This is a genomic window from Holophaga foetida DSM 6591, from assembly GCF_000242615.2.
GTDB lineage: Bacteria > Acidobacteriota > Holophagae > Holophagales > Holophagaceae > Holophaga > Holophaga foetida.
The window spans coordinates 246,067-269,766 of record NZ_KI912269.1 but is presented as its reverse complement, the minus strand read 5'-3'; the positions used below and the strand labels follow the sequence as shown (position 1 = coordinate 269,766).

At 64.1% G+C, this 23,700-nt stretch carries 19 protein-coding genes and 1 tRNA gene; 13 read left to right on the top strand and 7 right to left on the bottom strand.

The window, feature by feature from the left end; genetic code table 11:
* The first annotated feature begins 42 nt into the window (after positions 1 to 42).
* Positions 43 to 1,290 (top strand): YhjD/YihY/BrkB family envelope integrity protein, encoded by a 1,248-nt coding sequence (locus tag HOLFODRAFT_RS0216605; RefSeq protein ID WP_005033607.1) that lies wholly within the window; start codon positions 43 to 45, stop codon positions 1,288 to 1,290.
* On the opposite strand, the gene HOLFODRAFT_RS0216600 is transcribed toward HOLFODRAFT_RS0216605, so the two are convergent.
* From HOLFODRAFT_RS0216600 to HOLFODRAFT_RS21940, 3 genes are all read right to left on the bottom strand, one after another.
* Positions 1,232 to 3,640, bottom strand: a complete 2,409-nt coding sequence (locus HOLFODRAFT_RS0216600; RefSeq protein ID WP_005033609.1) for a HEAT repeat domain-containing protein — start codon at positions 3,638 to 3,640, stop codon at positions 1,232 to 1,234. The two genes, HOLFODRAFT_RS0216605 and HOLFODRAFT_RS0216600, sit on opposite strands and share 59 nt — an antisense overlap.
* 115 nt (positions 3,641 to 3,755) lie before the next feature.
* Positions 3,756 to 4,751, bottom strand: a complete 996-nt coding sequence (gene gap, locus HOLFODRAFT_RS0216595) for a type I glyceraldehyde-3-phosphate dehydrogenase (RefSeq protein ID WP_005033611.1) — start codon at positions 4,749 to 4,751, stop codon at positions 3,756 to 3,758.
* 81 nt (positions 4,752 to 4,832) lie between these two features.
* Positions 4,833 to 5,060 (bottom strand): helix-turn-helix domain-containing protein, encoded by a 228-nt coding sequence (locus HOLFODRAFT_RS21940; protein WP_005033613.1) that lies wholly within the window; start codon positions 5,058 to 5,060, stop codon positions 4,833 to 4,835.
* Positions 5,061 to 5,197: 137 nt separating this feature from the next.
* Here HOLFODRAFT_RS21940 and pyk point away from each other — a divergent pair, with 137 nt between their 5' ends.
* The 12 genes from pyk (at position 5,198) to murB (ending at position 18,326) form a co-directional block, all read left to right on the top strand.
* Positions 5,198 to 6,619: a pyruvate kinase gene (gene pyk / locus HOLFODRAFT_RS0216585; protein ID WP_005033616.1), complete on the top strand. Its 1,422-nt coding sequence runs from the start codon at positions 5,198 to 5,200 to the stop codon at positions 6,617 to 6,619.
* The gene (locus HOLFODRAFT_RS24940; RefSeq protein ID WP_005033618.1) at positions 6,619 to 6,780 is read left to right on the top strand and encodes a hypothetical protein; all 162 of its coding nucleotides are present in this window, start codon (positions 6,619 to 6,621) and stop codon (positions 6,778 to 6,780) included. Before pyk ends, HOLFODRAFT_RS24940 begins: the two co-directional genes overlap by 1 nt.
* Positions 6,777 to 7,520, top strand: coding sequence for a DNA/RNA nuclease SfsA (gene sfsA / locus HOLFODRAFT_RS0216575; protein ID WP_005033619.1), 744 nt, complete (start codon positions 6,777 to 6,779; stop codon positions 7,518 to 7,520). The genes HOLFODRAFT_RS24940 and sfsA overlap by 4 nt, the downstream gene beginning before the upstream one ends.
* A gap of 171 nt (positions 7,521 to 7,691) precedes the next feature.
* On the top strand, positions 7,692 to 8,783 hold the full coding sequence (gene gcvT, locus HOLFODRAFT_RS0216570) for a glycine cleavage system aminomethyltransferase GcvT (protein WP_005033621.1): 1,092 nt from the start codon (positions 7,692 to 7,694) through the stop codon (positions 8,781 to 8,783).
* Between the two features lie 25 nt (positions 8,784 to 8,808).
* A complete protein-coding gene (gene gcvH / locus HOLFODRAFT_RS0216565; protein WP_005033623.1) occupies positions 8,809 to 9,195 on the top strand; it encodes a glycine cleavage system protein GcvH in 387 nt (128 codons plus the stop codon).
* Positions 9,196 to 9,198: 3 nt separating this feature from the next.
* On the top strand, positions 9,199 to 10,926 hold the full coding sequence (locus HOLFODRAFT_RS21935) for a LysM peptidoglycan-binding domain-containing protein (RefSeq protein ID WP_005033625.1): 1,728 nt from the start codon (positions 9,199 to 9,201) through the stop codon (positions 10,924 to 10,926).
* 61 nt (positions 10,927 to 10,987) lie between these two features.
* Positions 10,988 to 11,063: transfer RNA gene (locus HOLFODRAFT_RS0216555), tRNA-Ala, on the top strand.
* A gap of 128 nt (positions 11,064 to 11,191) precedes the next feature.
* Positions 11,192 to 13,138 carry an ATP-binding cassette domain-containing protein gene (locus HOLFODRAFT_RS24935; RefSeq protein WP_005033627.1) on the top strand — a complete coding sequence of 649 codons (1,947 nt, stop codon included), beginning with the start codon at positions 11,192 to 11,194 and terminating at the stop codon, positions 13,136 to 13,138.
* A gap of 23 nt (positions 13,139 to 13,161) precedes the next feature.
* Positions 13,162 to 14,313 (top strand): iron-containing alcohol dehydrogenase, encoded by a 1,152-nt coding sequence (locus tag HOLFODRAFT_RS0216545; RefSeq protein WP_005033629.1) that lies wholly within the window; start codon positions 13,162 to 13,164, stop codon positions 14,311 to 14,313.
* 388 nt (positions 14,314 to 14,701) lie between these two features.
* Positions 14,702 to 15,910, top strand: a complete 1,209-nt coding sequence (locus tag HOLFODRAFT_RS0216540) for a type IV pilus twitching motility protein PilT (protein WP_005033631.1) — start codon at positions 14,702 to 14,704, stop codon at positions 15,908 to 15,910.
* Positions 15,911 to 15,989: 79 nt separating this feature from the next.
* Positions 15,990 to 17,306 carry a phosphoribosylamine--glycine ligase gene (purD, locus tag HOLFODRAFT_RS21930; protein WP_084053828.1) on the top strand — a complete coding sequence of 439 codons (1,317 nt, stop codon included), beginning with the start codon at positions 15,990 to 15,992 and terminating at the stop codon, positions 17,304 to 17,306.
* Positions 17,307 to 17,312: 6 nt separating this feature from the next.
* A complete protein-coding gene (gene murB / locus HOLFODRAFT_RS0216530; RefSeq protein WP_005033634.1) occupies positions 17,313 to 18,326 on the top strand; it encodes a UDP-N-acetylmuramate dehydrogenase in 1,014 nt (337 codons plus the stop codon).
* Positions 18,327 to 18,455: 129 nt separating this feature from the next.
* On the opposite strand, the gene HOLFODRAFT_RS0216525 is transcribed toward murB, so the two are convergent.
* From HOLFODRAFT_RS0216525 to HOLFODRAFT_RS0216510, 4 genes are all read right to left on the bottom strand, one after another.
* The gene (locus HOLFODRAFT_RS0216525) at positions 18,456 to 19,376 is read right to left on the bottom strand and encodes an AEC family transporter (RefSeq protein ID WP_005033638.1); all 921 of its coding nucleotides are present in this window, start codon (positions 19,374 to 19,376) and stop codon (positions 18,456 to 18,458) included.
* Between the two features lie 83 nt (positions 19,377 to 19,459).
* Entirely contained in the window at positions 19,460 to 20,734 is a 1,275-nt protein-coding gene (locus HOLFODRAFT_RS0216520) for an MFS transporter (RefSeq protein WP_005033640.1), read from the bottom strand.
* Positions 20,735 to 20,775: 41 nt separating this feature from the next.
* Positions 20,776 to 22,050 carry a (Fe-S)-binding protein gene (locus tag HOLFODRAFT_RS21925; RefSeq protein WP_005033642.1) on the bottom strand — a complete coding sequence of 425 codons (1,275 nt, stop codon included), beginning with the start codon at positions 22,048 to 22,050 and terminating at the stop codon, positions 20,776 to 20,778.
* Between the two features lie 2 nt (positions 22,051 to 22,052).
* Positions 22,053 to 23,441, bottom strand: a complete 1,389-nt coding sequence (locus HOLFODRAFT_RS0216510) for an FAD-binding oxidoreductase (RefSeq protein ID WP_005033644.1) — start codon at positions 23,439 to 23,441, stop codon at positions 22,053 to 22,055.
* Positions 23,442 to 23,700: the final 259 nt, after the last annotated feature.

Sequence of the window (23,700 nt, the reverse complement as noted above, 5' to 3'; positions counted from 1 at the left end):
ATCCGTTGCCGTGGCAGGATGGAAGCTGACTGGAGGCATTGCTTGCGGGAAACACGGGAAGGCATGGACCTTCAAATGGTATGGGAGGCTATCCGGGCGGGCTGGAACCACACCTGGGTCGTCCTGCGGGAGACTGTTGCGGCCTTCCTTCGCAATGACGACTGGCGTCAGGCCTCCTCCCTGGCCTTCTACACCTCTCTCGCCATCATTCCCGCGCTCCTGCTCCTGACCTTCGTCCTGGGGTTGGGGATCGGATCGTCCCAGAAGGCCATGCAGAAGACTGCGGAGCTGGTCAACGAGCTCCTGCCAGATTTCGGGGGGGTGATCCTCAGGGAGGTGGGTGCCATCGCTCGCCACAAGCGCGGGGTCGGTACGGTGAACCTGCTGCTTCTTGTCTGGAGCCTCACGCCCCTGGTGGCGGCCTTCCGCAGCATCCTGAACCACATCTTCAAGGTGCGTCCCTCCAGGCCCCTTTGGATCTCCAAGGGGGTAGATCTCGGTGCGTCCATGGTTGTCATCCTCGGTGCGGCCGCGCTGGCCAGCGCGGGGGTGGCTCTCAACTTCCTGAACCGCCTGGGGGTGCCCCTGGTCCCCCCGCTCTGGCTCAAGACCCTCGGCCCCTACCTGCTGACGGTGCTGCTGTTGTTGGGGCTGTATGCGGCTTTTGCCCCCAGGATCAAGCGCCTGCACCTCCTGGCCGGGGCCCTGACCACAGCCTTCCTCTGGTTCCTCCTGAAGCCAGGCTTCACGCTCTTCCTGCTCCACAATCCGGGGTACGGCCTGGCCTTCGGGTCCTTCAAATCCCTCTTCGTCATCTTCATCTGGATCTACTACTCCATGGCGGTCCTGCTCCTGGGAGCCGAGGTGATGGCCGCACTGAACCGCAAGGAGGCTCTTCTCCTCCGGCGATTCTTGGAGGGCACGGCCGTCCCTTCCCGCTTCGGGCAGCATCACTTCCTGCTGCAGGTGCCCTTGGGCCAGGTCTTCTTCCGTGAAGGGGAACGCGGGCAGGAGATGTTCTACATCCTGCGGGGGCGGGTCAGCATCCAGCGGGGAGATCAGGAGATCGCCGTGCTGGAGCCCGGGGGCTTTTTCGGCGAGATGAGCTTCCTGCTGGGTCAGGAGCGATCCGCCACGGCCATCGCCCTCGAACCCTGCGAATGCCTGCTGGTCCACGAGCAGAGCATGGATACCCTCATGCGGGAGTTCCCGGACATGGTCCGGGATATGCTCACTGAGATGGCGCTTCGCCTGCGGGCGATGGACGAACGGCTCCAAGGAACTCCGTAAGGGCCTTCTGGAGGGCCTGCTGCTCTGGGCCCTTGGGCTCGGTATCCAGAATCCTTGATACGATCGCCTGGGCTTCCGGGCTCTCCTGGATGAGGAGAGCCCGGAGGGCGGCGAGGCGGATGTTGAGGGGCTCCTTGCTTTCCATGAAGAAGCGGCGGTGCCGCGAAAGCAGCCCTTCCAGAACGTGGATCACGGAGGGAGATCTGAGGATCCCAAGCACCTCGATGGTCTTCTCCCGCACTTTCTCCTGGCTCGGGTTTCCCTTGGCCTTGAAGGTCCTGAGGAAGTGCAGCAGTCCGGGAACGGCGTTTTTGCTGTTCAGTTCCGCAAGGGTGAAGAGCACCTCGATCTGGGTTTCTGGCTCATTCTGGAAGAGCAGGGGGAGGATGGCGTTCTCGGCGGATCGGCCCCCCAGGCGCCCGATGGCGCGGACCGCGGCCCGCCTGACCCGGGCATCTTCGTGGGTGAGACAGGCCTGAATATCCGGAATCCGATCTGGTCCTGCCACTTCCGCCAGGACGATGAGGGCGTTACGGACCACGAACCAGTCTGGGGAGTGGAGGGACTCCAGGAGGGGGGCTTCCGAGACGGACCCACAGGCCTTCAGGGTCTCCAGGAATCGGCTCCGCCGGGTGCGGTCCGGTTCCTGGGCCAAGCGTTCCACCAGCAGGTTCACTCCTGTGGCTCCCAGCATCTGGAGGTAGGGAAGCACCTGGTCAGCGACGTCCCTGCGGTCAATTCCAGGAATGCGGTCGAGAATGGCTCCCACACGTTCCGGGCTGCCCAGGCGACTCAGCAGATCCCGGGTCGCCTCGGACTTCCAGGACGCGGGAGGACTCAGTTCCGTGGACACGTCCTGCAGCTCGCCCAGGAGGGTTGCCATGCGGTGCGGATCCCCCTGCTGGACCCAGTGCCACAGGAGGTGTTCCACCGCCTTGGAGGTCAAGGTGTGGACCACGGGATCCTTTTCGCGGCTCCAGGCTTGCGCCATAAGGAGCTCCAACTCCTGGACCGCCCCGAGGGGCATGCCCGGGATATCCACCCAGTCGGTGATGGTGACGAAGGCCTCGGCTACCATTTTGCGACGGGCCAGGGCGGGGGCCGTGAGGCCGCTGCCGTAGTGGCGCAGCAGGCGCAGGAATTCGGTGATCTTTCCCCCTTCCAGCAGCTCCCGAAGGAAGGTCAGGACCTTTTCCGTGGGGATCTCGAAGACCCGCTGGTCCTTGAGAAGCTTGGCGAGTTTCGTTTCCGGGGGCTGGGAATCCCAGGTCAGGACCTCCAGCAGATCTTTCAACTGTTCCTCGGACACGCCTCCCTGCTGGAGGGCCTGGGCGAGCTGGTCCCCCCATCGCTCCGGTGAGGGGCTCATGGTCCGCAGTTTGTCGGAGTGGCTGCCCAGCTCCTCGAGGGTGAGGGAGCCCTTGAGGTAGGCCTGGGCGAGGGTGGAAACCCCCTGGGTGCCGGCCAGGCGCCCCAGGGTGTTGCGAAGTGGGCCGGAGCGCATTCCTGCCGCTCCCAGGAGCACCCCCAGGCGGGGGCCCGATGGCAGGCCCGTGACCGCCTGATTGAGGACCCCTTGTGTGGTGGGTTGGGCACCCTGGCGGTCCAGGCCCTGGCGTTCCATAAAGTCCCCCAGTCCCGAAAGGTCTGCAGGGCCCTGGCCGACCCCGGCCAGGGCGAGGAGGAAGGACTGCATCTGTTCCACGAGAGTGGGGATGGGGCGGCCCGTCTGGGCGGCGGCCATGGTGCTGCGCATGGGGACCGGGCGGGGCATGCCTGGATCGCTTCCCTCGGGGGCTCCCCCGCCTCTTCCGAAGGCCCAGGTGGCCCGCTGGGCTTCCTCGCCGGTGGGCATCTCTCCGAAGTGGCGGGCGCTGGTCAGGTCTGCGACGGATTCCAGCAGGGCGGCAGCCACTTCGCCCGCCTCAGTCACCTCTTCCAGGCGGGTGGCCAGTATCCGGATATGGGTGACCCCCCGGTCTTCCAGCACCCGCTTGGCGCCTCCGGCCTCCCGCAGGTCCCCAGGCTTCTGTCCGAGGACCTGGAGCAGGGCCTGGAGCTCCTCCACGGTGGCCCCGGGATAGAGCATGAGGGCATGGACGGAGCGCTCTTCAAAACCCTTGGCCATGGCCCCGATCTGGAGATTGCCCGCGTCCTCCGGGACCTTGTCCACGAACATGCGCCCATTTCGGGCGGCGAGCTGGACCTGGGCGCGTCCCCGAAGGAACTCCGCATACGCGGCCTCCAGGGCCCGCATGAACTCGAGGTTGCGGGGGTGATGAGGCCCGTACATCTGCGAGGCCTTGATACTCCGCTGGAAGGCCACGATGAAGTCCTGGAAAGGGGTCATGCGGGTCTCCAAAGCTGGGAAGGAATTGCCTCAAGTCTGCCTGGGCTGTGCGCTTGGATCAAGGCATGAAAAAGCCGACCCTGGGGTCGGCTTTTTCATTGTTGACTAATGGATATTACTTGGCGATGACCTTGACCATCTCCAGGACCTTGTTGGAGTAGCCCCACTCATTGTCATACCAGGACACAACCTTGACGAAGGTGGGGTCCAGGGCGATACCGGCCTCAGCGTCGAAGACGGAGGTGCAGCTCTCGCCGCGGAAATCCGTGGAAACGACCTTCTGGGTGGTGTAGCCCAGGATGCCCTTGAGGGGGCCTTCCGACGCCGTCTTCATGGCGGCGCAGATCTGGTCGTAGGTGGCCTCCTTGTTCAGCTCGACGGTGAGGTCCACCACGGAGACATCGGAGGTGGGCACCCGGAATGACATGCCGGTGAGCTTCTTGTTGAGCTCGGGGATCACCTTGCCCACGGCCTTGGCGGCGCCGGTGGAGCTGGGGATGATGTTCTCCAGGATGCCCCGGCCGCCGCGCCAATCCTTGTTGGAGGGGCCATCGACGGTCTTCTGGGTAGCGGTGGCGGCGTGGACGGTGGTCATGAGGCCGCGCTTGATGCCGAAGGTGTCGTTCAGCACCTTGGCCACGGGGGCCAGGCAGTTGGTGGTGCAGCTGGCGTTGGAGATGATCTCCTGCCCGGCGTAGGTCTTGTCGTTCACACCGTAGACGAACATGGGGGTGTCGTCCTTGGAGGGGGCCGACAGGATCACCTTCCTGGCGCCAGCCTTGAGGTGCTTGGAGGCGCTTTCCTTGTCGAGGAAGAGGCCGGTGCTCTCCACCACGATGTCCGCACCCACCTCGTTCCACTTCAGCTCGGCGGGATCCTTCACGGCGGTCAGGCGGATCTTCTTGCCGTTGACGATGAGGTTCGTGCCTTCCACGGAGACCTCACCCTTGAAGCGGCCATGCACCGAATCAAACTGGAGCATGTAGGCGAGATACTCTGGCTCCAGCAGATCGTTGATGCCCACGACCTCGATGTCAGGGAAGTTCTGGATCGCTGCGCGGAAAACCATCCGGCCGATGCGTCCGAATCCGTTGATGCCAATCCTGGTCATGGCTCTGCCTCCTGTGTATAAAGGGTCCGGGCAGATGTCATTCTGGCCGGATTTTACCAAAGGGGTGCGACCATGTTCCCGTCAGCACACCCTGGCAGCAGGATAACGCAGGCTGGCCAAACGGGGCTCGAGCTTCTTGGACAATGTGTTCCGATGGATACCCAGGCGCTTGGCGGCGGCACTCTGGTTGCCGTCGTGGGCCTCCAGCACCCGCAGGAGGTAGGCGCGCTCGAATTCGCGCACAGCCATATCGAGGGGGATCTCCTTGCGGACCATTTCGGTGACAAGATCCTCCAACTGCTGGCGCATTCTGAAATCTCCATGGATAGACAGGGTGGAGTAAGGTATCACCCCGAAGGGTTCAGGCGAAGGGGGAATTTTTTGCGGGAAGCCTTGCGGGCTGTGGAAAAAACTGTGGAATGCTTGTGGAGAATTCGGAGGAGATCATGCGCAAGACCAAGCTGGTGACAACGGTAGGTCCGGCTCTTCTCAACGGGGGGCCGCTCCGCGAGGTGCTTGAAATTACAGATGCCATCCGGATCAATGCCAGCCACTCGACCCCCCAGGATCGGACTGCGGTGCTTGATCTGGTCCGTCGGACGGCGGAGGAGGTCGGCAGGCGGATCCCGGTCTTCCTGGATCTCCAAGGGCCCAAGTGGCGTATCGGGATCCTGGATAATCCCCTGGAACTGGAGCTTGGCACACTGGGCGTCTTCTTCCGCGAGGGGCAGTCCGTCCCTTCCGGCTTCTCCTGGGCGGCGCCGCTCCCCCACCCCGAACTCATGGAGGGGGCCCGCCCTGGCCAGAAGTGGCTCCTGGACGATGGCAACCTCTCGGTGGAGATCCAGGAATGCCGAGGAGATCACCTGATAGGCAGGGTGCTGGTGGGGGGGGCTCTCAAGAGCCGGAAGGGGATCCATCCCCTGGGGATCGACGTGGCCATCGAACCCCTCACCAGCAAGGACATCGAGGATGTGAAGTGGGGGGTGGAGCAGGGGGTGGACCTCTTCGCCCAGAGCTTCGTGCGCTCCGGGGCGGATATCCAGGCCCTGACGGCCACCATCCGGGCCTTCGGGGGCAGCCAGTTCATCATTGCCAAGATCGAACACCCCAAGGCCCTGGACAACCTGGATGAGATCCTCGCCGCCGCCTGGGGTGTCATGGTGGCCCGGGGCGACCTGGGGGTGGAGCTGGGGGTGGAGAAGGTGCCCCACGTCCAGAAGCACATCATCCGCCAGGCCCGCCTGGCCATGAAGCCCATCATCACCGCCACCCAGATGCTGGAAAGCATGATCGAGAGCCCCCAGCCCACCCGGGCGGAGTCCTCGGATATCGCCAATGCCATCTGGGATGGCACCGATGCCGTGATGCTCAGCGCCGAGAGTGCTGCGGGCAAGTTCCCCCTGGAGGCGGTGCAGTGGTTGGCCCGCATCGCCGAGGATGCCGATGACCATGCCGAGCCCCATACCGAGAGGCGAGTTGATCGCCTGTCCGATGGGATGCTTCTCCAGACGGATGCCGCCGTGGCTTTCGCAGCCTGCCGGGCGGCGGAGGACCTCAACGCCAAGGCCCTTCTCGTCTTCACCGAGAAGGGGGGGAGCGTCAGGCTGGTGAGTCGCCTGGCAGGGAGTGTGCCGGTCTTCGGGGCCACCACGAACGAGCACAACGCCCGCCTGATGGGGCTCCTGCGGGGGGTCCAGAGCCTTATCGTGCCCAGGACCCAGCACCTCAGCGAGATGGTGGCCTCCGTGGAACCCCTCCTCAAGGAACGCTGTGGTATCCAGCCCGGAGACAAGGTGGTCATGACTGTGGGCCACCCCCTCTGGACCGCCGGTTCCACCAACACCATGCGGGTGACGACCTTCTGATGAAAGGCCTGCTGGGCATGATCGGCACGATCCTGGGGGGCTGGCTTGGCTGGTGGCTGGGCTCCCTGGTGGGGATCACCACCGCCGTCGTTCTCAGTGGCATCTTCTCGGGCGTGGGGCTGTATGCCGTCCGGCGTCTGGGGCAGGAATACCTCGAATGATCCAGACTCCGATCTACCGGCGTTCGGGCTTGGTGCTGGGCCGCATCCTCAAACGCTACAAACGCTTTCTTGTGGATGTGGAGCTGGAGGACGGCTCCCTCGTCACCGCCCACAGCACCAACACCGGCACCATGGCCACCTGCTGGGAGCCCGGGGATCCGGTGCTCCTCGAACCCAGCCCCAACCCCAAGCGGAAGCTGCCCTTCACCTGGCTGGCCTGCCGACGAGGTGGTGTCTGGATCGGTGTGGAGACGGGGATTCCCAACAAGGTGGTGGCGGAAGCCGCCCGCCGGGACTGCCTGCCCGGCCTTCCTGGCCTCCGGGAGGTTCGCACTGAGGTCCCCTACGGAAGCGAGCGGAGCCGCATCGATGTCTGGGCCCGGGATCCGGAGGGCAGGGGGGTCTACATCGAGGTGAAGAACGCCACCCTTCGCCTGGGGGACCAGATCTGCTTTCCTGACGCGGTTACGGAGCGGGGCCTCAAGCACCTTCGGGAGCTCCAGGCCATGGTCCGGGAGGGGCACCGGGCGGCTCTGGTCTTCTTCATCCATCGTGGGGACGGCCTCAGCTTCGATGCCGCCCGGAGGATCGATCCCGCCTATGCCGCCGAACTGGACCGGGCCGCCGGGGCCGGGGTGGAGATCCTTCCCCTGCGGGTGTGCATGGAGGCCCTGGAGGGGGAGGGCTGGGGCCTGGAGTGGAGCCTGGAGGGGCTGCTGCCCTGGGTGCGTGCACGCTAGGTTGGTGCTTTGGGGGCACAAGCTCAGCCTAAAGATCATAAAGAGTCATGGCAGAGAAAGGCGAAGGAGATCAGGTTCCCCGGCGGTACCGAGGCTCGTGTCGTTCCTGGTTCCCTCTTCCCCAGCCTTGCCGGGGACCCATACTCCAGGAGCCACCCTCACGGAGCCTTCATGTCCGATCTGAAGCGCACACCCCTCTTCGATGCCCATGTGGCCCTTGGTGCCCGCATGGTGGACTTCGGGGGCTGGGAGATGCCCCTGCAGTACCCCACGGGCATCCTGGCAGAGCACCATGCCGTGCGAAAGGCGGTGGGGCTCTTCGATGTGAGCCACATGGGGGAGATCCGGGTCCGGGGGCCCCAGGCCCTTCCCTTCCTGGATTGGCTGACGCCCAACGGCGTGGCCGCCCTTCGGCCCGGGAGGATCCATCTCACCGGGCTCCTCACAGAGCAGGGCACCTTCGTGGACGATCTCCTGCTCCACAAGCTCAGCGACCAGGAGTTCCTGCTGGTGGTGAACGCCTCCAATGCGGCGAAGGATCTCGTCTGGGTCCGGGAGCGCGCCGCGAAATGGGAGGTGGAGATCCTGGACGAATCCGTCGCCACGGGGCAGGTGGCCCTGCAGGGGCCCTTGAGCCTCGATGTTCTCCAGCCCCTGGTGGACATCGATCTGGCAGGCATCCCCTACTACGGCTTCGCCTCCGGGGGCTTCCGGGGGGTCCCGGTCCTGATCGCCCGCACGGGCTACACCGGAGAGGACGGCTTCGAGGTCTACTGCCCGGCGGGGCGGACCCCTTGGGTATGGGAGACCCTCCTGGAGGCTGGGCGCCCCCAGGGGCTCCTTCCCACGGGGCTGGGCTGCCGGAATACCCTGCGCCTGGAGGCCAAGATGGCCCTCTACGGCCATGAGATCGACGACGGGATCACTGCCCTGGAGGCCGACCTGTCCCGGATCCTGCGCTTCGGCAAGGGGGATTTCCTGGGCCGGGAGGCCCTTGCCGCCCAGCGGGAGCATGGACCCGACCGCGTCCTGGTGGGCTTCCGGATGCTGGCGAAGGGGGATATCGCCCGGGATCACATGCCGGTGCTGGAGGGGGGCCATGTCACCAGTGGGGCCCCCAGCCCGACCCTGGGGTGCAATATCGGTCTGGCCCTGGTTCCCGTCGCCCACGCTGGCCTGGGTTCCCGTATCCAGGTGGAGATCCGTGGCAGGGCCTGTCCGGCCGAGGTGATCCCCACTCCCTTCTATGCGAGATCCCGCTGATAGAATGCTGTTTGATGGAGGCCCAATGTACCCAGCCGAGCTGAAGTACACCAAGAACCATGAATACCTGAGGCCCCTCGGGGATGGTACGGCCCTCGTCGGCATAACCCACTACGCCCAGGAGGCCCTGGGGGACGTGGTCTTTGTCAGCCTTCCGGAACCGGGCACTCGCCTGGAGGCCGGGGAGGAACTGGGCACGGTGGAATCCGTGAAGACGGTCTCAGAGATCTACATGCCTAGTGCTGGCGAGGTGCTGGAAGTCAACGGGGAGCTTGAAGCCCACCCCGAATACGTCAATGAGGATCCCTACGGTCTGGGTTGGATGGTCAAGCTCCGCTTGGAGGGCGATCTGAGTCCTGAACTCCTGGATGTCCCTGGGTACGAAGCCCTCATCACTTCGGAAAGCCGCTGATACATGCTGTTCAATCCCCATTCCCTCAGCCGTGTCCTCCTGCTTCTGGTGGCCTGTCAGCTCGGGAGGGCCAAGGTGGCCCTCCCATCGGCTCCTCGCACCTCTGTTTACGTCTCTCCGTTGGAACGTCTGGAATCCTTGGTCAAGGCCGCCGAGAAGGCCCTGGAGGCGGAGGATGAGGACAAGGCCGCCGACCTCTGTGACGAAGCCGAGGCCCTGGTGGCCGATTGGCCAGAGGATGCCCGGGCCAAGCCAGATGTCGCCCCCCTTCTGGAGCGGCTTCAGGTGGTCGAGGATGACCTGGAGGGCGAGGAGGAGGTCACGGATCCCAACGAATTGAGCCCCAGCGAGGAGGTCGTGGTCCTGAAGGGGCAGGATCTCAAGACCGAGATGGAGCTGGTCAAGACCGCCGAGGCTGGTGTGGACTATGATCTGGCCATCGACCTCAATGACAAGGTTCTGAGTTGGGTCCACAGCTTCACCCACGACAAGCGGGGTTTCATGGAGCGTTCCCTGGCCCGGGCGAGCCGCTACCTTCCCATGGTGCGACAGGTCTTCGCCGAGGAGGGGATCCCCCAGGATCTGGCCTACTTGGCCCTCATCGAGAGCGGATACACCAACAGGGCGCGCAGCACCGCGTCGGCCGTGGGGATGTGGCAGTTCATCCGCTCCACGGGGCGCATGTTCGGCCTCTACGGCAATGCCTGGGTGGAGGAGCGTCAGGATCCCGTCAAGGCGACTCGGGCCGCCGCCCGCTACCTCAAGAGCCTGTACCAGCGGGATAAGGACTGGTATCTGGCCCTGGCCAGCTACAACGCTGGTCCTGGCACCACCGACAAGGCCTCCAATGGCACCGGCTCCCGCAACTACTGGGACATGCAGCGCTCCCGCTTCCTCCGCACGGAGACCAAGCACTATGTGCCCAAGCTCTGTGCCGCCGTGCTGGTGGGCCGTAATCCCGAACGCTACGGTCTCAAGTTCGAGCCGGAGGCGCCCTACACCTACGAAACTGTCCAGGTGGATCGCATGACCAGCCTGGCGGTGCTCTCCCGTCTCTCCGAGACTCCCTTGGAACAGCTCCGGGAACTCAACCCCGAGCTCCTGCGGGGTACCACTCCTCCTGGGGCCTACCAGCTCCGGGTTCCCCCTGGCACCTCCATGGCCACCGCCCGGGTGCTGGCCAATCTCCCCGTCAACCAGCGCCTGGACTTCACCTCTTACACGATCCGGCGCAAGGACACCCTCGCCAAGGTGGCCGCCCGTTTCAAGCTTTCGCCCGAGGATCTTCTGACGGCCAACAACATGAGCTCGGCCCAGTTCCGGGTGGGGCAGACCATCCAAGTGCCACCTCCCCCGGCGATGCCCATCGATGACCAGGATCTGGTGTCCAACGGCGGGCGCCGGAAGGCCACGCCCCTGGAGCGCACGCCGTCCATTCCCGCCACTGCGGCTGATGAGCCCAGCCTGCCACGGGAGAAAGTGGAGGCGCCCGTGGAATTGCCGAGCGCCCCGGAGCATGAGGCCAAGCCCAGTCGCGAGACCGTGGCCAAGGCTCCTGCCCGCCGGAAGGCCGAGCCTGTCAAGCCGAGGGTACACGCGGTCAAGCGCGGCGAGACCCTCTTCTCCATCTCTGAGCGTTACGGTCTGGAGATCAGCGAACTTCGCAAGTGGAACAAGCTCCGGAAGGGGAAAATCCAGGCAGGCCAGAAGCTCCGGCTCACAAAGCCCTGAACAACCCCGGAAATAGTGCTTGCAATGATCCGGAAAGCGTGGGAGACTAGAGATTCCCCTGGGGGCTATAGCTCAGCTGGGAGAGCGCCTGCATGGCATGCAGGAGGTCAGCGGTTCGATCCCGCTTAGCTCCACCAAAAACGCCGCCGAAAGGCGGCGTTTTTTTGTCTGCTCGCGGCCCAGGCCATCTGATCAGGCGCAGAACCCACCGGGCTGCGGTAACCTGAAAGATCCGCCTGTCGCGGCTTTTCGGGACTTACGATCCATGCTTGCATCCCTGAACCATGCCCACCTGAGTTTCGGGCCCCACGAAATCCTCAAGGACGTCACCTGGGTGCTGGATGAGGACGAGTGCTGGGGCGTCATCGGGCGTAACGGCGCCGGGAAGAGCACCCTCTTCAAGGTGCTTCTGGGGGAGCTGGAACTGGACGGGGGCACCGTGGTGCGTCCCACCAGGGAGCGCGGGATCCGTCTGGGGCACTACGCCCAGGATCTCGTTCCAGAGACCGACGGCAGCATCCTGGAGGAGGCCCTGGCCGCCTTCGGTGATGTGGAGGCGCTCCAGCACGAGATGCGGGAGCTGGAGCACCGCATGGGGGAGGGCGGGGATCTGGATGCGGTGATGGACCGCTACCAGAAGGTCCAGGAGGCCTTCGAGCGCATGGACGGCTTTGCCATCCGGGCCAAGGCCGAGAGCATTCTCCTGAATCTGGGCTTCCCTCTGGAGATGCACGGGAAGAACATCCACGAGCTGAGCGGTGGCCAGAAGTGCCGCGTCATGCTGGCCAAGGCCATCCTTCAGGGCCAGGATCTGCTGCTCCTGGATGAGCCCACCAACCACCTGGACCTCCCCAGCCTGCGCTGGCTGGAGCAGTTCCTCCAGGACACCACTGCCACGGTGGCGGTCATCAGCCATGACCGCTACTTCCTGGACAAGGTGGGCACCAGCATCCTGGAGATCGAACTGGGACGCAGCCGGGTCTACGAGGGCAACTACACCGAGTTCATGGAGAAGAAAGAGCAGGAGTTGGAGATCGCCGAGCGGCACTTCGAGCGCCAGCAGGACTACATCAAGCAGCAGGAGGAATACATCCGGCGCAATATCGCCGGCCAGAACACCAAGATCGCCCGGGGGCGGCGCACCCACCTCCAGAAGCTCCAGCGCATGGACAAGCCCCTGCGGGACCGGCGCAAGGTCAAGTTCAGCTTCCCCGAGACCCTGCGCAGCGGTGATACAGCCCTGGTGATGGATGATGCCTCGGTGGGCTGGGAAAACACCCCCCTCTTCGAACCCATCGAGCACCTTCAGGTGAAGCGGGGCCAGAAGCTGGCCATCGTGGGCTTCAACGGCACCGGCAAGTCCACGCTGCTGAAGGCCATCGCCGAGGAGATCCCCTTCCTGAGCGGTGGGGCGCGGCTGGGCAGCCAGGTCAAGTTGGGCTACTTCGACCAGCACCACCGAAATATCGATGCCCGCAACACGGTCTACCAGCAGATACACGCCGTGAACCCCATGGCCGCCAAGCAGGATGTCCTGGGCTTCCTGGCGAAGTTCCAGTTCCGGGGCGATGACGTGGACAAGGCCACGACGGTCCTCTCCGGGGGTGAGCGGGCCCGCCTTTCCGTGGCCACCCTGATCCGCCAGGGCGTCAATCTCCTGCTCCTGGACGAGCCCACCAACCACATGGACATCCATTCCATGGAGGCCATGGAGGACACCCTCCTGAGCTTCGACGGAGCCGTCATCCTGGTGACCCATGACCGCTACCTGCTGGGCCGTTTCGCCGACAGTCTCCTGAGGGTCCACGATGGGAAGGCCGAATTCCGGGAAGGCAGCTACGAGGAACACCAGGCCTGGGTGGATCTGGATCTGACTGCCGAAGATTCCTCAGTGGAGGAGCCGGTCAAGGAAGCCCCCAAGGCGCCCAAGGAGGCTCCCAAGCCTGTTCCCGCCAAGCCCACGGCCATCGACAAGGACAAGCAGAAGGCCGTCAAGCGCTGGGAGCGCAAGGTGGCCGAAGCCGAGGCCAGGGTCGCCGAGGTGGAGCAGCAGCTCTCCGTCCTGGCCGAGGAGCTGGCCGCCATGGACCCCTCGGACTGGCAGGCCTTCGGGGCGAAACTGGATGCCCAGAAGGCATTGGAGGCCGATCTGGCCTACGCCATGGCGGAGTGGGAAGAAGCCCAGACGGCCTTGGAGGAAGTAGGGCTATAATCTAGGCCTTCTCGGAGAGGGTCATGAAGAATTTCGTCCTGTACAACCCCACCAAACTCATCTTCGGTGCGGGGCAGATCGCCGCGCTCGCCAGGGAGATCCCCCAGGGGGCCAAGGTCCTCATGACCTACGGGGGCGGAAGCATCAAGGCCAACGGGGTCTATGAGCAGGTCAAGAAGGCTCTGGAGGGCCATACGGTTCTGGAATTCGGCGGAATCGAGCCCAATCCATGCTATGAAACACTTATGAATGCAGTGGCGTTGGCCCGTTCGGAAAAGGTGGACTTTCTTTTGGCGGTGGGCGGCGGCTCCACCCTGGATGGCACCAAGTTCATCTCCGCCGCCATCGGCTTCGAGGGGGATCCCTGGGAGATCCTCACGGGCGCCCGTCCCAAGACCGCCGTGCCCCTCGCGTCAGTCATGACTTTGCCCGCCACGGGCTCCGAGATGAACTCGGGCGCGGTCATTTCTCGCAAGTCCACCCTGGAGAAGTTCGCCTTCTCAACGCCCCTGGTCTTCCCCCGCTTCTCGGTGGTGGACCCCGAAGTGACCTACTCCCTGCCCCCCCGCCAGATCGCCAACGGGGTGGTGGACGCCTTCGTCCATGTGTTGGAGCAGTACCTCACCTATCCGGCGGATGCCCCTATCCAGGACCGCTTCGCCGAGGGCATCCTCCAGACGCTGCTGGAGGTGGGGCCCAGGACCCTGGCGGATCCCAAGGACTACAACGCCCGCTCCAACATGGTCTTCAGCGCCACCATGGCCCTCAATGGCCTCATCGGGGTGGGGGTGCCTCAGGACTGGATGACCCACATGATCGGTCACGAACTGACGATCCTGCACGGCCTGGATCACGCCCAGACCCTGGCCATCGTGCTGCCCAACCTCCTGTGGGTCCAGCGGGAATCCAAGCGGGAGAAGCTGCTCCAGTATGGGGAGCGCATCTGGGGTATCCGTGAGGGCAGCGAGGCCCAGCGCATCGAGCAGGCCATCATCAAGACCCGCGCCTTCTTCGAGTCCATGGGCAATCCCACCCACCTCTCGGACTACAGCCTGGGGGACGATTGCTTCGATGAAATCGTAAGGCGCTTCAAGGGGCGGAACATGCTCCCCTGTGGCGAGAAGCGGGATCTGGACGAAGCGAAGCTCCGGCAGATCCTGGCCATGTGCCGCTGACAGACCCTGCGGGTTTCGAGCTTCCGGAATCGCTGAATTGCCAAGCCCTCCCTGCCCCCGTTACGGGCGGCCTGGAGGGCTTGTTTCTGTTTTTTCCCGAACTTGGTGAAGAATCAAAAAAAGGGAGGAAAAAGATTGGCTTGTAATATAAAATCACAATACGCAAGGGGCAGCTGCTCTGGTGCGTCTCCATCCCGATAACTTGCATTGGCAAGTAAATATGCCGGTTCTGCAAAGGGTAATGGGGCGGGTCAGGCCGATCCCTGGGGACCCCTTTCCCCGGTTGGGTGAATCCCTTGTTCTATTCCGACTGATGAAGTCTGTATTCAAGGTTTTGCGGAAACGAGTTGATGGCGCTGAAACGGCGGGATGATACCGAGGTCAAATGATGGAACTGGAGAAAGTGCTCGCCGTTGCGGCCAGGGTTAAGGGCTCCGATATTCACATCAAGTCCGGCCTTGTGCCGACCATTCGGGTGGATGGCCACCTGCGTCCGATTGCCCACGCCGCGAGCTACACACCGGAATTCGTTGCCAATACCGCTCTATCCATGATGAATGAGCGGCAGTTGCGGGTATTCGAGGAGAATCGTGAAGTCAATTTGTCGCACACGGCGCCGGGGCTTGGGCGATACAGGGTCAGCATCTACCGTGAGCGGGGTTCGGTGGCGATGGTGCTGCGTCCGATTTCACAGGAGATTCCTACCCTGGAAGAGCTGAATCTTCCCCCGGTCCTCAAGAAGATCTGCAGGGAAGAACGGGGGATGATCCTGGTGACCGGGACAACCGGCTGCGGAAAATCCAGTACGCTGGCCGCAATGATCGACATCATCAATACTCATCAGACCCGCAACATCATTACCATCGAAGATCCGATCGAATTCCTGCACCAGGACAAGAAAAGCATCATCAGCCAACGCGAGATCGGTGAGGATACTCCGGATTACTCCACGGCGCTGCTTGGGGCTCTGCGACAGGATCCGGATGTCATCCTGGTCGGAGAGATGCGGGATCTCGAGACGATCCAGACCGCCATGATCGCTGCCGAAACGGGTCATCTGGTCATGGCAACGCTGCACACGCTGGACGCCGCAGAGGCGATCAACCGCATCATCAGTGTGTTTCCCCATTCTCTTCAGCGTCAGGTGCGCTTGCAGCTGGCCAGCATTCTGAAGGGCGTCATTTCCCAGAGGCTGGTCCCCAAGGCGGATGGGAAGGGGCGCGTTCCTGCGGTCGAGATCATGTTGACTTCGGCCCGCGTCAAAGAGTGCATCGACGATATGGAAAAGGCCAAGTACCTCAGTGAGGCGATCGCCCAAGGGGCCTCATACGGGATGCAGAGCTTTGACCAGTCACTGATGCGGCTTCATGCCAGCCAGCTGATCACCTACAAGGAGGCGCTTCGTCAAAGCTCGAACCCGGACAACTTTTCCCTCAAAGCCTCCGGTGTTTCTTCGACCTCAGACGCCTCTATGGAAGGATTCGTCGGTGCGATGGTTGATCGTAGCCAGGGGACTGAAAAAGTGGAGATTGAAATCGAGGACCGTGGTCGGCCCAGATCTCGAGCGTCTCGCCCTTGGTCGTCCACTCCCCACTGACGGATGGCTGGAGCCCCAGTCAGCCTGAGTGGCCTCCCCGTTTTGCCGCTTCCTCGGCGATACTGGAAGCTGGAGTGTGATGATGAAGATTCTGCTGGTTGGTTCAGGGGGACGCGAATACGCCATGGCGCTGAAGCTCCGGGAGGGGGCGGAGGCTGTGGAGCTCTTCGCGGCGCCGGGAAGCGATGGCCTGGCGGAGCTGGGCACCTGCCTGTCCTACGGCGTCGAGGATGTGGAGGGCATCGCTGCCTGGGCCTCAGAGCACCGGCCTGACCTGGCGATCCTCGGCCCCGAGGCGCCCCTGGTCGCCGGTGTGGGCAATGCCCTCCGGGCCCTGGGGGTCCCTGTTTTCGGCCACAATGCCGCCACGGCCCGCCTGGAGGGCTCCAAGGCCTTCGCCAAGGACTTCATGGAGCGCCATGCCATCCCCTGCGCCGCCAGCGAAACCGTGACCGATCTGGCCCAGGGCGAGGCCCTGATCCACGCCTGGCCCCACCCCTATCCCATCGTCCTCAAGGCCGACGGCCTGGCGGCGGGCAAGGGTGTGGTCCTGGCTGCCACGCGCGAGGAGGCGCTGGAGACCTTCCGCAACTTCATGGCCGGCCAGTTCGGGGAGGCCTCCAAGACCGTGGTCTTTGAGGAACCCCTGGTGGGCATGGAACTGAGCTTGCACGTCCTGGTGGACGTGAAGGCTGACCATGCCCATTACGCCCTCCTGCCCGCCTGCCAGGACCACAAGCGCATCTTCGAGGACGACCTGGGTCCCAACACCGGCGGCATGGGCGTCTTCGGCCCACTCCCCTTCCTCAAGGCCGAGGACGTGGAGCGCATGCGCCGGGAACTGGTGATCCCCACGGTCCAGGGTCTCCAGAAGGACGGCCTGGACGCCCAGGGGGTGCTCTTCCTGGGCGTCATGTGGACCCCCCAGGGCCCCAAGCTCCTGGAATACAACGTGCGCTTTGGGGATCCCGAGACCCAGGTGCTCATGCAGCTTCTGGACGAGGACCTGGCCCAACTCCTGCTCTCCGTGGCCCAGGGGCGCATGGAGCGGGATTCCGTGACGCTCAAGCCTGGATGTGCCATCGCTGTGGTGCTGGCTGCCGAGGACTATCCCGAGGGGGCCAAGAAGGGGGTGCCCATCGCCATTCAGTCTCCCAGGAGCCTCGTAGTCCATGCCGGAACCCGCAAGCAGGACGGCCAGTGGGTGACCAATGGCGGACGGGTGCTCAACCTCGTGGCCCAGGCGCCGGATCTGGCCCAGGCCCGGGCCCAGGTGGAGGCGGATCTGGACCAGGTCACCTGGCCCGGTCGCCAGGTGCGGCGGGATATCGGCCTCAAGGCCCTCTGTCATGCCCAGGCCGGCAAGGGTGTGGCCGACGCCTGGGGCCAGGCCTAGGGCGACATGCTGATTCCCAACGCCTCGCTGGAGGCTCTCAACACCCTTCACCTCCCCGGGAAAGCACGGCGTTTCGCGGAGATCAGCTCGGCGGATCAGCTCCAGGCCCTGATCCGGGGGGGGGAACTTTCGGCGGGGCCCGTCGTGGTCCTCGGCGGCGGCAGCAACGTGGTGATCTCCGGAGATCTGGAGGCCACGGTGCTCCACATCCGCATCCCGGGCCGGGAATTGGTGGGCGAGGACGCCGAGGCGTTCTACGTCCGCGCCGGGGCCGGTGAGGACTGGCCGGATTTCGTGACCTGGACCCTGGAACAGGGCTGGGGCGGCCTGGAGAACCTGGCCTTCATCCCCGGAACGGTTGGTGCCGCCCCGGTCCAGAACATCGGCGCCTACGGCCTGGAGGCCAAGGACCGCTTTCATAGCCTGGAGGCCCTGAACCTCCACTCGGGATGCACCCTGAGCCTGGACCGCGGGGCCTGCCGCTTCGGCTACCGGGAGAGTCTCTTCAAGACGGAAGAGGGAAGGGGGTTGGTGGTCACTTCCGTCACCTTCCGCCTGCCCAAGGGCTGGAAGCCCGAGGCCGCCTATCTCGATCTGGCCCGGGAACTCTCCAGCAGCGGTTTCGAACATCCGACGCCCCTCCAGGTGGCCCAGGCCGTCACCGCTGTGCGCCGCCGCAAGCTGCCGGACCCCCTGGAGATCGCCAGCGCCGGGAGCTTCTTCAAGAATCCAGTGCTGGATCCGAAGAGCTTCGCCTCTCTGAAGGTCGAGCACCCTCAGCTGCCCAGCTACCCCCAGGCCGATGGCCGCTTCAAGGTCGCGGCTGGCTGGCTCATCGAGCAGTGCGGGTGGAAGGGCCGTTCCCTTGGCCCCGTGGGCATGTTCGCCCATCAGGCCCTCGTCCTGGTGAACCATGGCGGTGCCACTGGAGCCGATGTGCTACGACTGGCGGAAACGGTCCGAGCCGATGTTCGGACCCGGTTCGGGATCGAGCTGGAGATGGAGCCAGTGGTGCTGTAGTCGCTTGCTGCTGGGCGAAGGCGGACCACGAAGCACACGACTCAAAATTTGCCGTCAAACCTCGCGTAATCCCACGCTGGGATGCGATGGCAAATCATGAACTCAGCAGCCTTTGTTGAGGATTTGGTCTCAGCCCCCGAAGCGCTCCAGGATCTTCACCACCAGCGGAATGGTGAGGATGGAAAGCAGGGTGCTGAGGAAGGTGCAGCGGGAGACGAAGGCCCGGTCGCTGCCGTATTTCTCGGCGAAGGCGGCCACGATGGTGGCCGCGGGCAGGGCCTGGAGGATCACCAGGATCTTTTCCAGGACCGGGTCCACATGCAGCATGCGGCAGAGGAGCAGGGTGAGCAGGGGGGCCACCAGCAGACGTACGGCGCACAGGAGGTACTCGACGGGGGAACCCAGGATATCCCGGAGCTTCATGTCGCCCAGCATGGCCCCGATGATGAGCATGGAGAGGGGGCTGGTCATGCCTCCGATGATCCCCAACGTGTTCATGATCGGTGTCGGGAGCTTCACTGACGCCAGGAAACACGCGATGCCCGCGAGGGTGCTCAGGATGACGGGGTTCAGGAAGAGCTGACGGGGGCTGGGACGGGAGTTCCCGGGGCTAAAGAAGGCCACCCCGGCCGTGAACATGAAGACTGTGAAGGCGATGCTGTAGACCGCTCCGAAAAAGACTCCCCCAATGGGGAAGAGCATGGCCAAAAGAGGCAGGCCCATGAAGCCCGAGTTGGAGAAGACGGTGATGAACTGGAGCCCGGGGCGCTTGGCAGCCGGGGCCTTTCGGAAGATGATCCAGGCCAGCATGACCAGCAGGAGGTGGATCGCCAGGGCGTAGCCCAGCATGCGTCCGGCGGTGGCCAGCATGCCCATGTTGAAGGGCCTCAGGAAGGAGGAGAGCACCATCATGGGCATGCAGAAGTTCATCAGGAAGGCGGACATGCCCCTGCTGACCTCGGGCGTGAACTGGCCCAGGCGGCGGGCCGCCAGGCCGACCCCCATGAGGATGAAGAGGGTGAGGACTTGGGTGAAGATGAGCTGGTTCAATGCACTGCCTTGCAGAATGGGAATAGAAAAACGCTCCGTCTCCAGGGAGTCGGAGCGTCCGAAGTGAAGTCAAATGCTGTTGATCAGGCTTCCAGGGCAGGGCTCTTGGCCTTGCTCTTCTGGACCAGCGGCCTGAGGAACTGGGACAGGATGGCGCCCAGGATGGCCACGCAGGTCACGATGGTGATGGAGCCATGGTAGTTGCCGGTCTTGGAGAGGACCATGGAGCCGACGATGATGCCGGGGATGCCGGCGTAGAGGCCGATGCCGAAGGCCAAGCCGGTGATGCGGCCGATGATGGTGTGGTGGTAGTTGATGGAGATGAAGGCCACGGCGGTGGGCATGACCCAGGCGGCGAAGAATCCGCAGATAGGCAGGATGATGCTGAGGTTGGAGGGCTTGCCAGCGATGACGGGCAGCATGATGGAGGCGATCAGGCACGCGGAGACCACGAAGCCGATGCCGATGGTGGCGCGGGCGCTCTCATGGAAGAGCTTCTCGAAGATGAGGCCGACGAGCAGACCGCCCAGCATGAAGAAGATCTGGTAGAGGCCCATGAGCTTGCCCGCCATCATGGGGCCATAGCCCAGGCCGGTGGGGGGGGCGATGGCGATGTAGCCGGGGGTCAGGTCGTTGGTGCCGGTGAAGAACCAGCAGCTGATGAAGACGCAGGCGATGAGGAGCCAAGTCGTGGGGGTCCTGAGGGCCTTGGCGAAGGCACCCTGGGCCACGGCCTGGGCTTCGGCGGACAGATCGTCGTGGAAGGCGGGGGGCTTGGGGCCAAAGGGGATCGCGGCGCAAAGGATGAGGGCGATGACGGGAGCGATGGTCATCCAACCCATGGTGACCGTCCAGCTGTGGGTGTGGGCGAAGGTGGAAGGGGAGACCAGGAAGCCGATCAGCACACCACCGGAGGTGGCCACGCCCTGGAGGCCGGCCACGGTGCCGCGCTGGCTGGCGGGAAACCAAGCCGCCGCCAGGGAGCCCAGGATGGAGGTCACGGGGCCCACACCGCAGGCCTGGATGGCGCGGAGCAGGATGATCAGCCCGAGGTTGTTGCCAGCCATGGGGAAGAGGAGGGTGGGCACGATGAAGATGACGCAGCCGATAATCATCAGCTTGTTGACGCCGTACTTGTCCACCAGGAAGCCCGCCACCAGGCAGGAGGTGGCACCCAGGATGTTCCAGAGGCCCATGATGATGCCCGTGGCCTTGCCCGGATCGATGCTCAGTTCCTTGGAGATCTCACCCATCAACGGAGCTGGGGCGATCATGAGGATGGTGGAAGCGGCTGTGACGACCAGAAGGGCCAACAGCACGAACCATCGGAAGTTCGGGTAGGTTTGCGTTTGTTCCATGGGACGCTCCTATGGACGGGGCCTGATCTCCGGGATGGGAATCAGGGCATGGGTGGTGGGATGGGATTCCCCATTATTGCCTGTCGCAACAACTGTGCAAAGTGTATAACATTTATTTTTGATTCATACTTGTGTAACCCGTCTTTTAACTGCATGATGCAGCCTGGGCATCCAGTGACGACGGTATCTGCTCCCGAGTTCAGGATGTCTTCGGTCTTGCGTCCATTGATCTTAAGTGTCAGGTCATAGTGGGTCAGGCTGAAGCTTCCCGCAGCTCCGCAGCAGCGGGCCGGGGCCTCCATCTCCTGGAACACCAGTCCGGGGATGGCGCGGATCAGGTTCCGGGGCTCCTTCGTCACCCCCATGCCCCGGGCCAGGTGACAGGAGTCGTGGTAGGTGACCTTGCCCTTCAGGGGGCCGAGGGAGCCCAGCAGACCCTGTCCGTCGAGGTACTGGGCGAAGTCCTGCACCTTCTCTGAAAGGGCCTTGGCTCTTCCGGCCAGTTCGGGATCCGGGGCAAACCAGTGCCGGTATTCCTGCTTCAGGGTTCCGCCGCAGCTTCCGCACAGGGTGAGCACGGCGTCCACGGGGTATTTCTGGAAGACACCCAGGGTCGCCCGGCCCAGTTCCAGGGCCGTATCGGTGTCCCCGTTGGCGAAGGCTGGGAGGCCGCAGCAATGCTGGTCCGGCGGGATCACCACCGAGATGCCCTGCTTCAGGAGCACCTCGATGGCGGCCACACCGATCTCCGGGTAGACGTGGTTCACCATGCAGCCGGTGAAGAGGGCCACTCTTCCCCGGGCCATGGGGGCTTCCAGCACCTCGGGATAGCGTTCCCGGAGGCTGCGGCTTGCCAGCTCCGGAACCAGTCGGCGCTTGTCCAGGCCCATGGGGAGCCGGGGCAGGCAGCCCTTGGGGGTTCGGCGCAGTACCAAGCGCTGACCCAGGGGGCCCAGCTTCATGCCGACGCGGAAGATGCCCTTGTGCTTGAGGAAGAACCGCAGGGCGAGCCGCTTGATGAGGGGAAGCCCCCGACGTTCCACCAGTCGCTGACGGGCTGCCAGAACCAGCTGGTCCCCCTGGACGCCGCTGGGGCAGTTGGCCGTGCAGGCCTTGCAGGCCAGGCAGAGGGACATGCGTTCGGACAGACCTTCCGTTTCGGACACCCATCCGTGGATGGCCGAACGGATCAGTCCGATCTTGCCCCGGGTCGCCGAGGCCTCGGTACCCAGCTCCCGGAAGATCGGACACACCTGCTGGCAGGCTCCGCAGCGGGAGCAGCGCACCACTTCGGCTTCAAGATCCCTCCATTCCACGGTCAGGCTCCCAATCCGATGGTGGGGTTGAGGATGTTGTTGGGGTCGAGGGCCCGCTTGATGCTTCGCATCACCTTCAGGCCAGCCTCCCCGGTCTCCAGGTGGAGGAAGCGGCTCTTCATGCGGCCGATGCCGTGCTCGCCGGAAAGGGTGCCCCGGAGGGCCAGGAACGAGCGGAAGATCTCCTCCACGGCCAGTTCCACCCGTCTCATCTCATCAGCATCCCGCTCGTCGGCCAGGATCGAGGGGTGCAGATTCCCGTCCCCGGCGTGGCCCATGACACCGATGGTCAGGTTGTGGCGCGCCGCGATGGCCTGGACCTCCCGCACGGCCTGGGGGATGGCCGCCCTGGGCACCGTGGCGTCTTCGCCGATGATGTTGGGCTTGATGCGGCAGACGGAGGCGAAGGCCGAACGCCGGGCGATCCAGAGCTCTTCGGCTTCCGCCGCGTCCTTGGCGACCTGGGTGCGCGTGGCCCCCTGCTGGTGGCAGATCTCGGCGATGCGATCGGCCTGGCGGTCCACGGACTCGGCCTCGCCGTCCACTTCGATGAGCAGAATGGCCTCGGCCTCCCGGGGCAGGCCGATCTGGCGATAGTCTTCGATGGCGTTGATGAAGGTCTTGTCCAGCAGTTCCATGGTGGTGGGCACCATGCCCGCCGTGAAGATCTTGGCCACCGTCTGGGATGGCTTCTCCAGATCGGGGAAGATGGCCATCAAGGTCTTTTTGGCGGCAGGAAGCGCCAGGAGCCGGACCGTGATGCGGGTGATGATGCCCAGGGTGCCCTCGGAGCCCACCATGAGCCGCGTCAGGTCCAGACCTGCCACGCTCTTCATGGTGCGCGCCCCGGTGTGGATGATCTCACCTGTGGGCATGACCACTTCCAGGGCCAGGACATAGTCCCGGGTGACGCCGTACTTGGCGCCCCGGGGGCCGCCAGCGCATTCGGCCACATTGCCGCCCATGGTCGAGAAGGCCTTGCTGGAGGGGTCGGGAGGATAGAATAGGCCGAGCTTCTCGACGGCGGTCTGGAACTGCTCGGTGATGACCCCCGGCTCCAGATCCGCCGTCATATTGGCCTGGTCGATCTCCAGGATGCGGTTCATGCGGGAGAGGACCATGACCACCGCATCCCGGTCGGGAATGCTGCCTCCGCTCACATTGGATCCCGCTCCCCGCGGGTAGATGACGAAGCCTGCGTCGTTGGCCAATCCGACGATCCGGGAGACTTCTTCGGCATTGGCGGGAAAGAGCACCATGCATGGCAGGTGGGCCGGGTCCATGGCAATGGGAGAGGCGTCATAGGCATAGCAGAGAAGATCCTCGCGGGCTTCGAGGACATGCTCCGGGCCGACGATATGGATCAGGGCGAGACGGGTTTCTGGCTTCATGATGGAAAAGGATCCCGATACGGCATTAAACAGAGCAGTTTGCTGGGATACTTCCCGTTGCGTACCATATGGAAATGGCAACGGGAATATCCGCAGGGTGCGAGGTGTTTACCGATCCTAATCCCGCCCGGCGGCGACCGTGATCCGGATCCGGCATGGGCTATCCAAAGGCGGCAGATCGGGGGGAGTGAAAAGATGGTTTCACGCGGAGGCGCGGAGCCCGCGGAGATGGAGCGGAAAGCCTCGCTGGCTCCGGCGC

Excerpts from the sequence above, each read along its gene's own strand:
- HOLFODRAFT_RS0216600 (WP_005033609.1), bottom strand. The coding sequence starts at position 3,640 with ATGACCCCTTTCCAGGACTTCATCGTGGCCTTCCAGCGGAGTATCAAG.
- gap (WP_005033611.1), bottom strand. The coding sequence starts at position 4,751 with ATGACCAGGATTGGCATCAACGGATTCGGACGCATCGGCCGGATGGTT.
- HOLFODRAFT_RS21940 (WP_005033613.1), bottom strand. The coding sequence starts at position 5,060 with ATGCGCCAGCAGTTGGAGGATCTTGTCACCGAAATGGTCCGCAAGGAG.
- pyk (WP_005033616.1), top strand. The coding sequence starts at position 5,198 with ATGCGCAAGACCAAGCTGGTGACAACGGTAGGTCCGGCTCTTCTCAAC.
- HOLFODRAFT_RS24940 (WP_005033618.1), top strand. The coding sequence starts at position 6,619 with ATGAAAGGCCTGCTGGGCATGATCGGCACGATCCTGGGGGGCTGGCTT.
- sfsA (WP_005033619.1), top strand. The coding sequence starts at position 6,777 with ATGATCCAGACTCCGATCTACCGGCGTTCGGGCTTGGTGCTGGGCCGC.
- gcvT (WP_005033621.1), top strand. The coding sequence starts at position 7,692 with ATGTCCGATCTGAAGCGCACACCCCTCTTCGATGCCCATGTGGCCCTT.
- gcvH (WP_005033623.1), top strand. The coding sequence starts at position 8,809 with ATGTACCCAGCCGAGCTGAAGTACACCAAGAACCATGAATACCTGAGG.
- HOLFODRAFT_RS21935 (WP_005033625.1), top strand. The coding sequence starts at position 9,199 with ATGCTGTTCAATCCCCATTCCCTCAGCCGTGTCCTCCTGCTTCTGGTG.
- HOLFODRAFT_RS24935 (WP_005033627.1), top strand. The coding sequence starts at position 11,192 with ATGCTTGCATCCCTGAACCATGCCCACCTGAGTTTCGGGCCCCACGAA.
- HOLFODRAFT_RS0216545 (WP_005033629.1), top strand. The coding sequence starts at position 13,162 with ATGAAGAATTTCGTCCTGTACAACCCCACCAAACTCATCTTCGGTGCG.
- HOLFODRAFT_RS0216540 (WP_005033631.1), top strand. The coding sequence starts at position 14,702 with ATGGAACTGGAGAAAGTGCTCGCCGTTGCGGCCAGGGTTAAGGGCTCC.
- purD (WP_084053828.1), top strand. The coding sequence starts at position 15,990 with ATGATGAAGATTCTGCTGGTTGGTTCAGGGGGACGCGAATACGCCATG.
- murB (WP_005033634.1), top strand. The coding sequence starts at position 17,313 with ATGCTGATTCCCAACGCCTCGCTGGAGGCTCTCAACACCCTTCACCTC.
- HOLFODRAFT_RS0216520 (WP_005033640.1), bottom strand. The coding sequence starts at position 20,734 with ATGGAACAAACGCAAACCTACCCGAACTTCCGATGGTTCGTGCTGTTG.
- HOLFODRAFT_RS0216510 (WP_005033644.1), bottom strand. The coding sequence starts at position 23,441 with ATGAAGCCAGAAACCCGTCTCGCCCTGATCCATATCGTCGGCCCGGAG.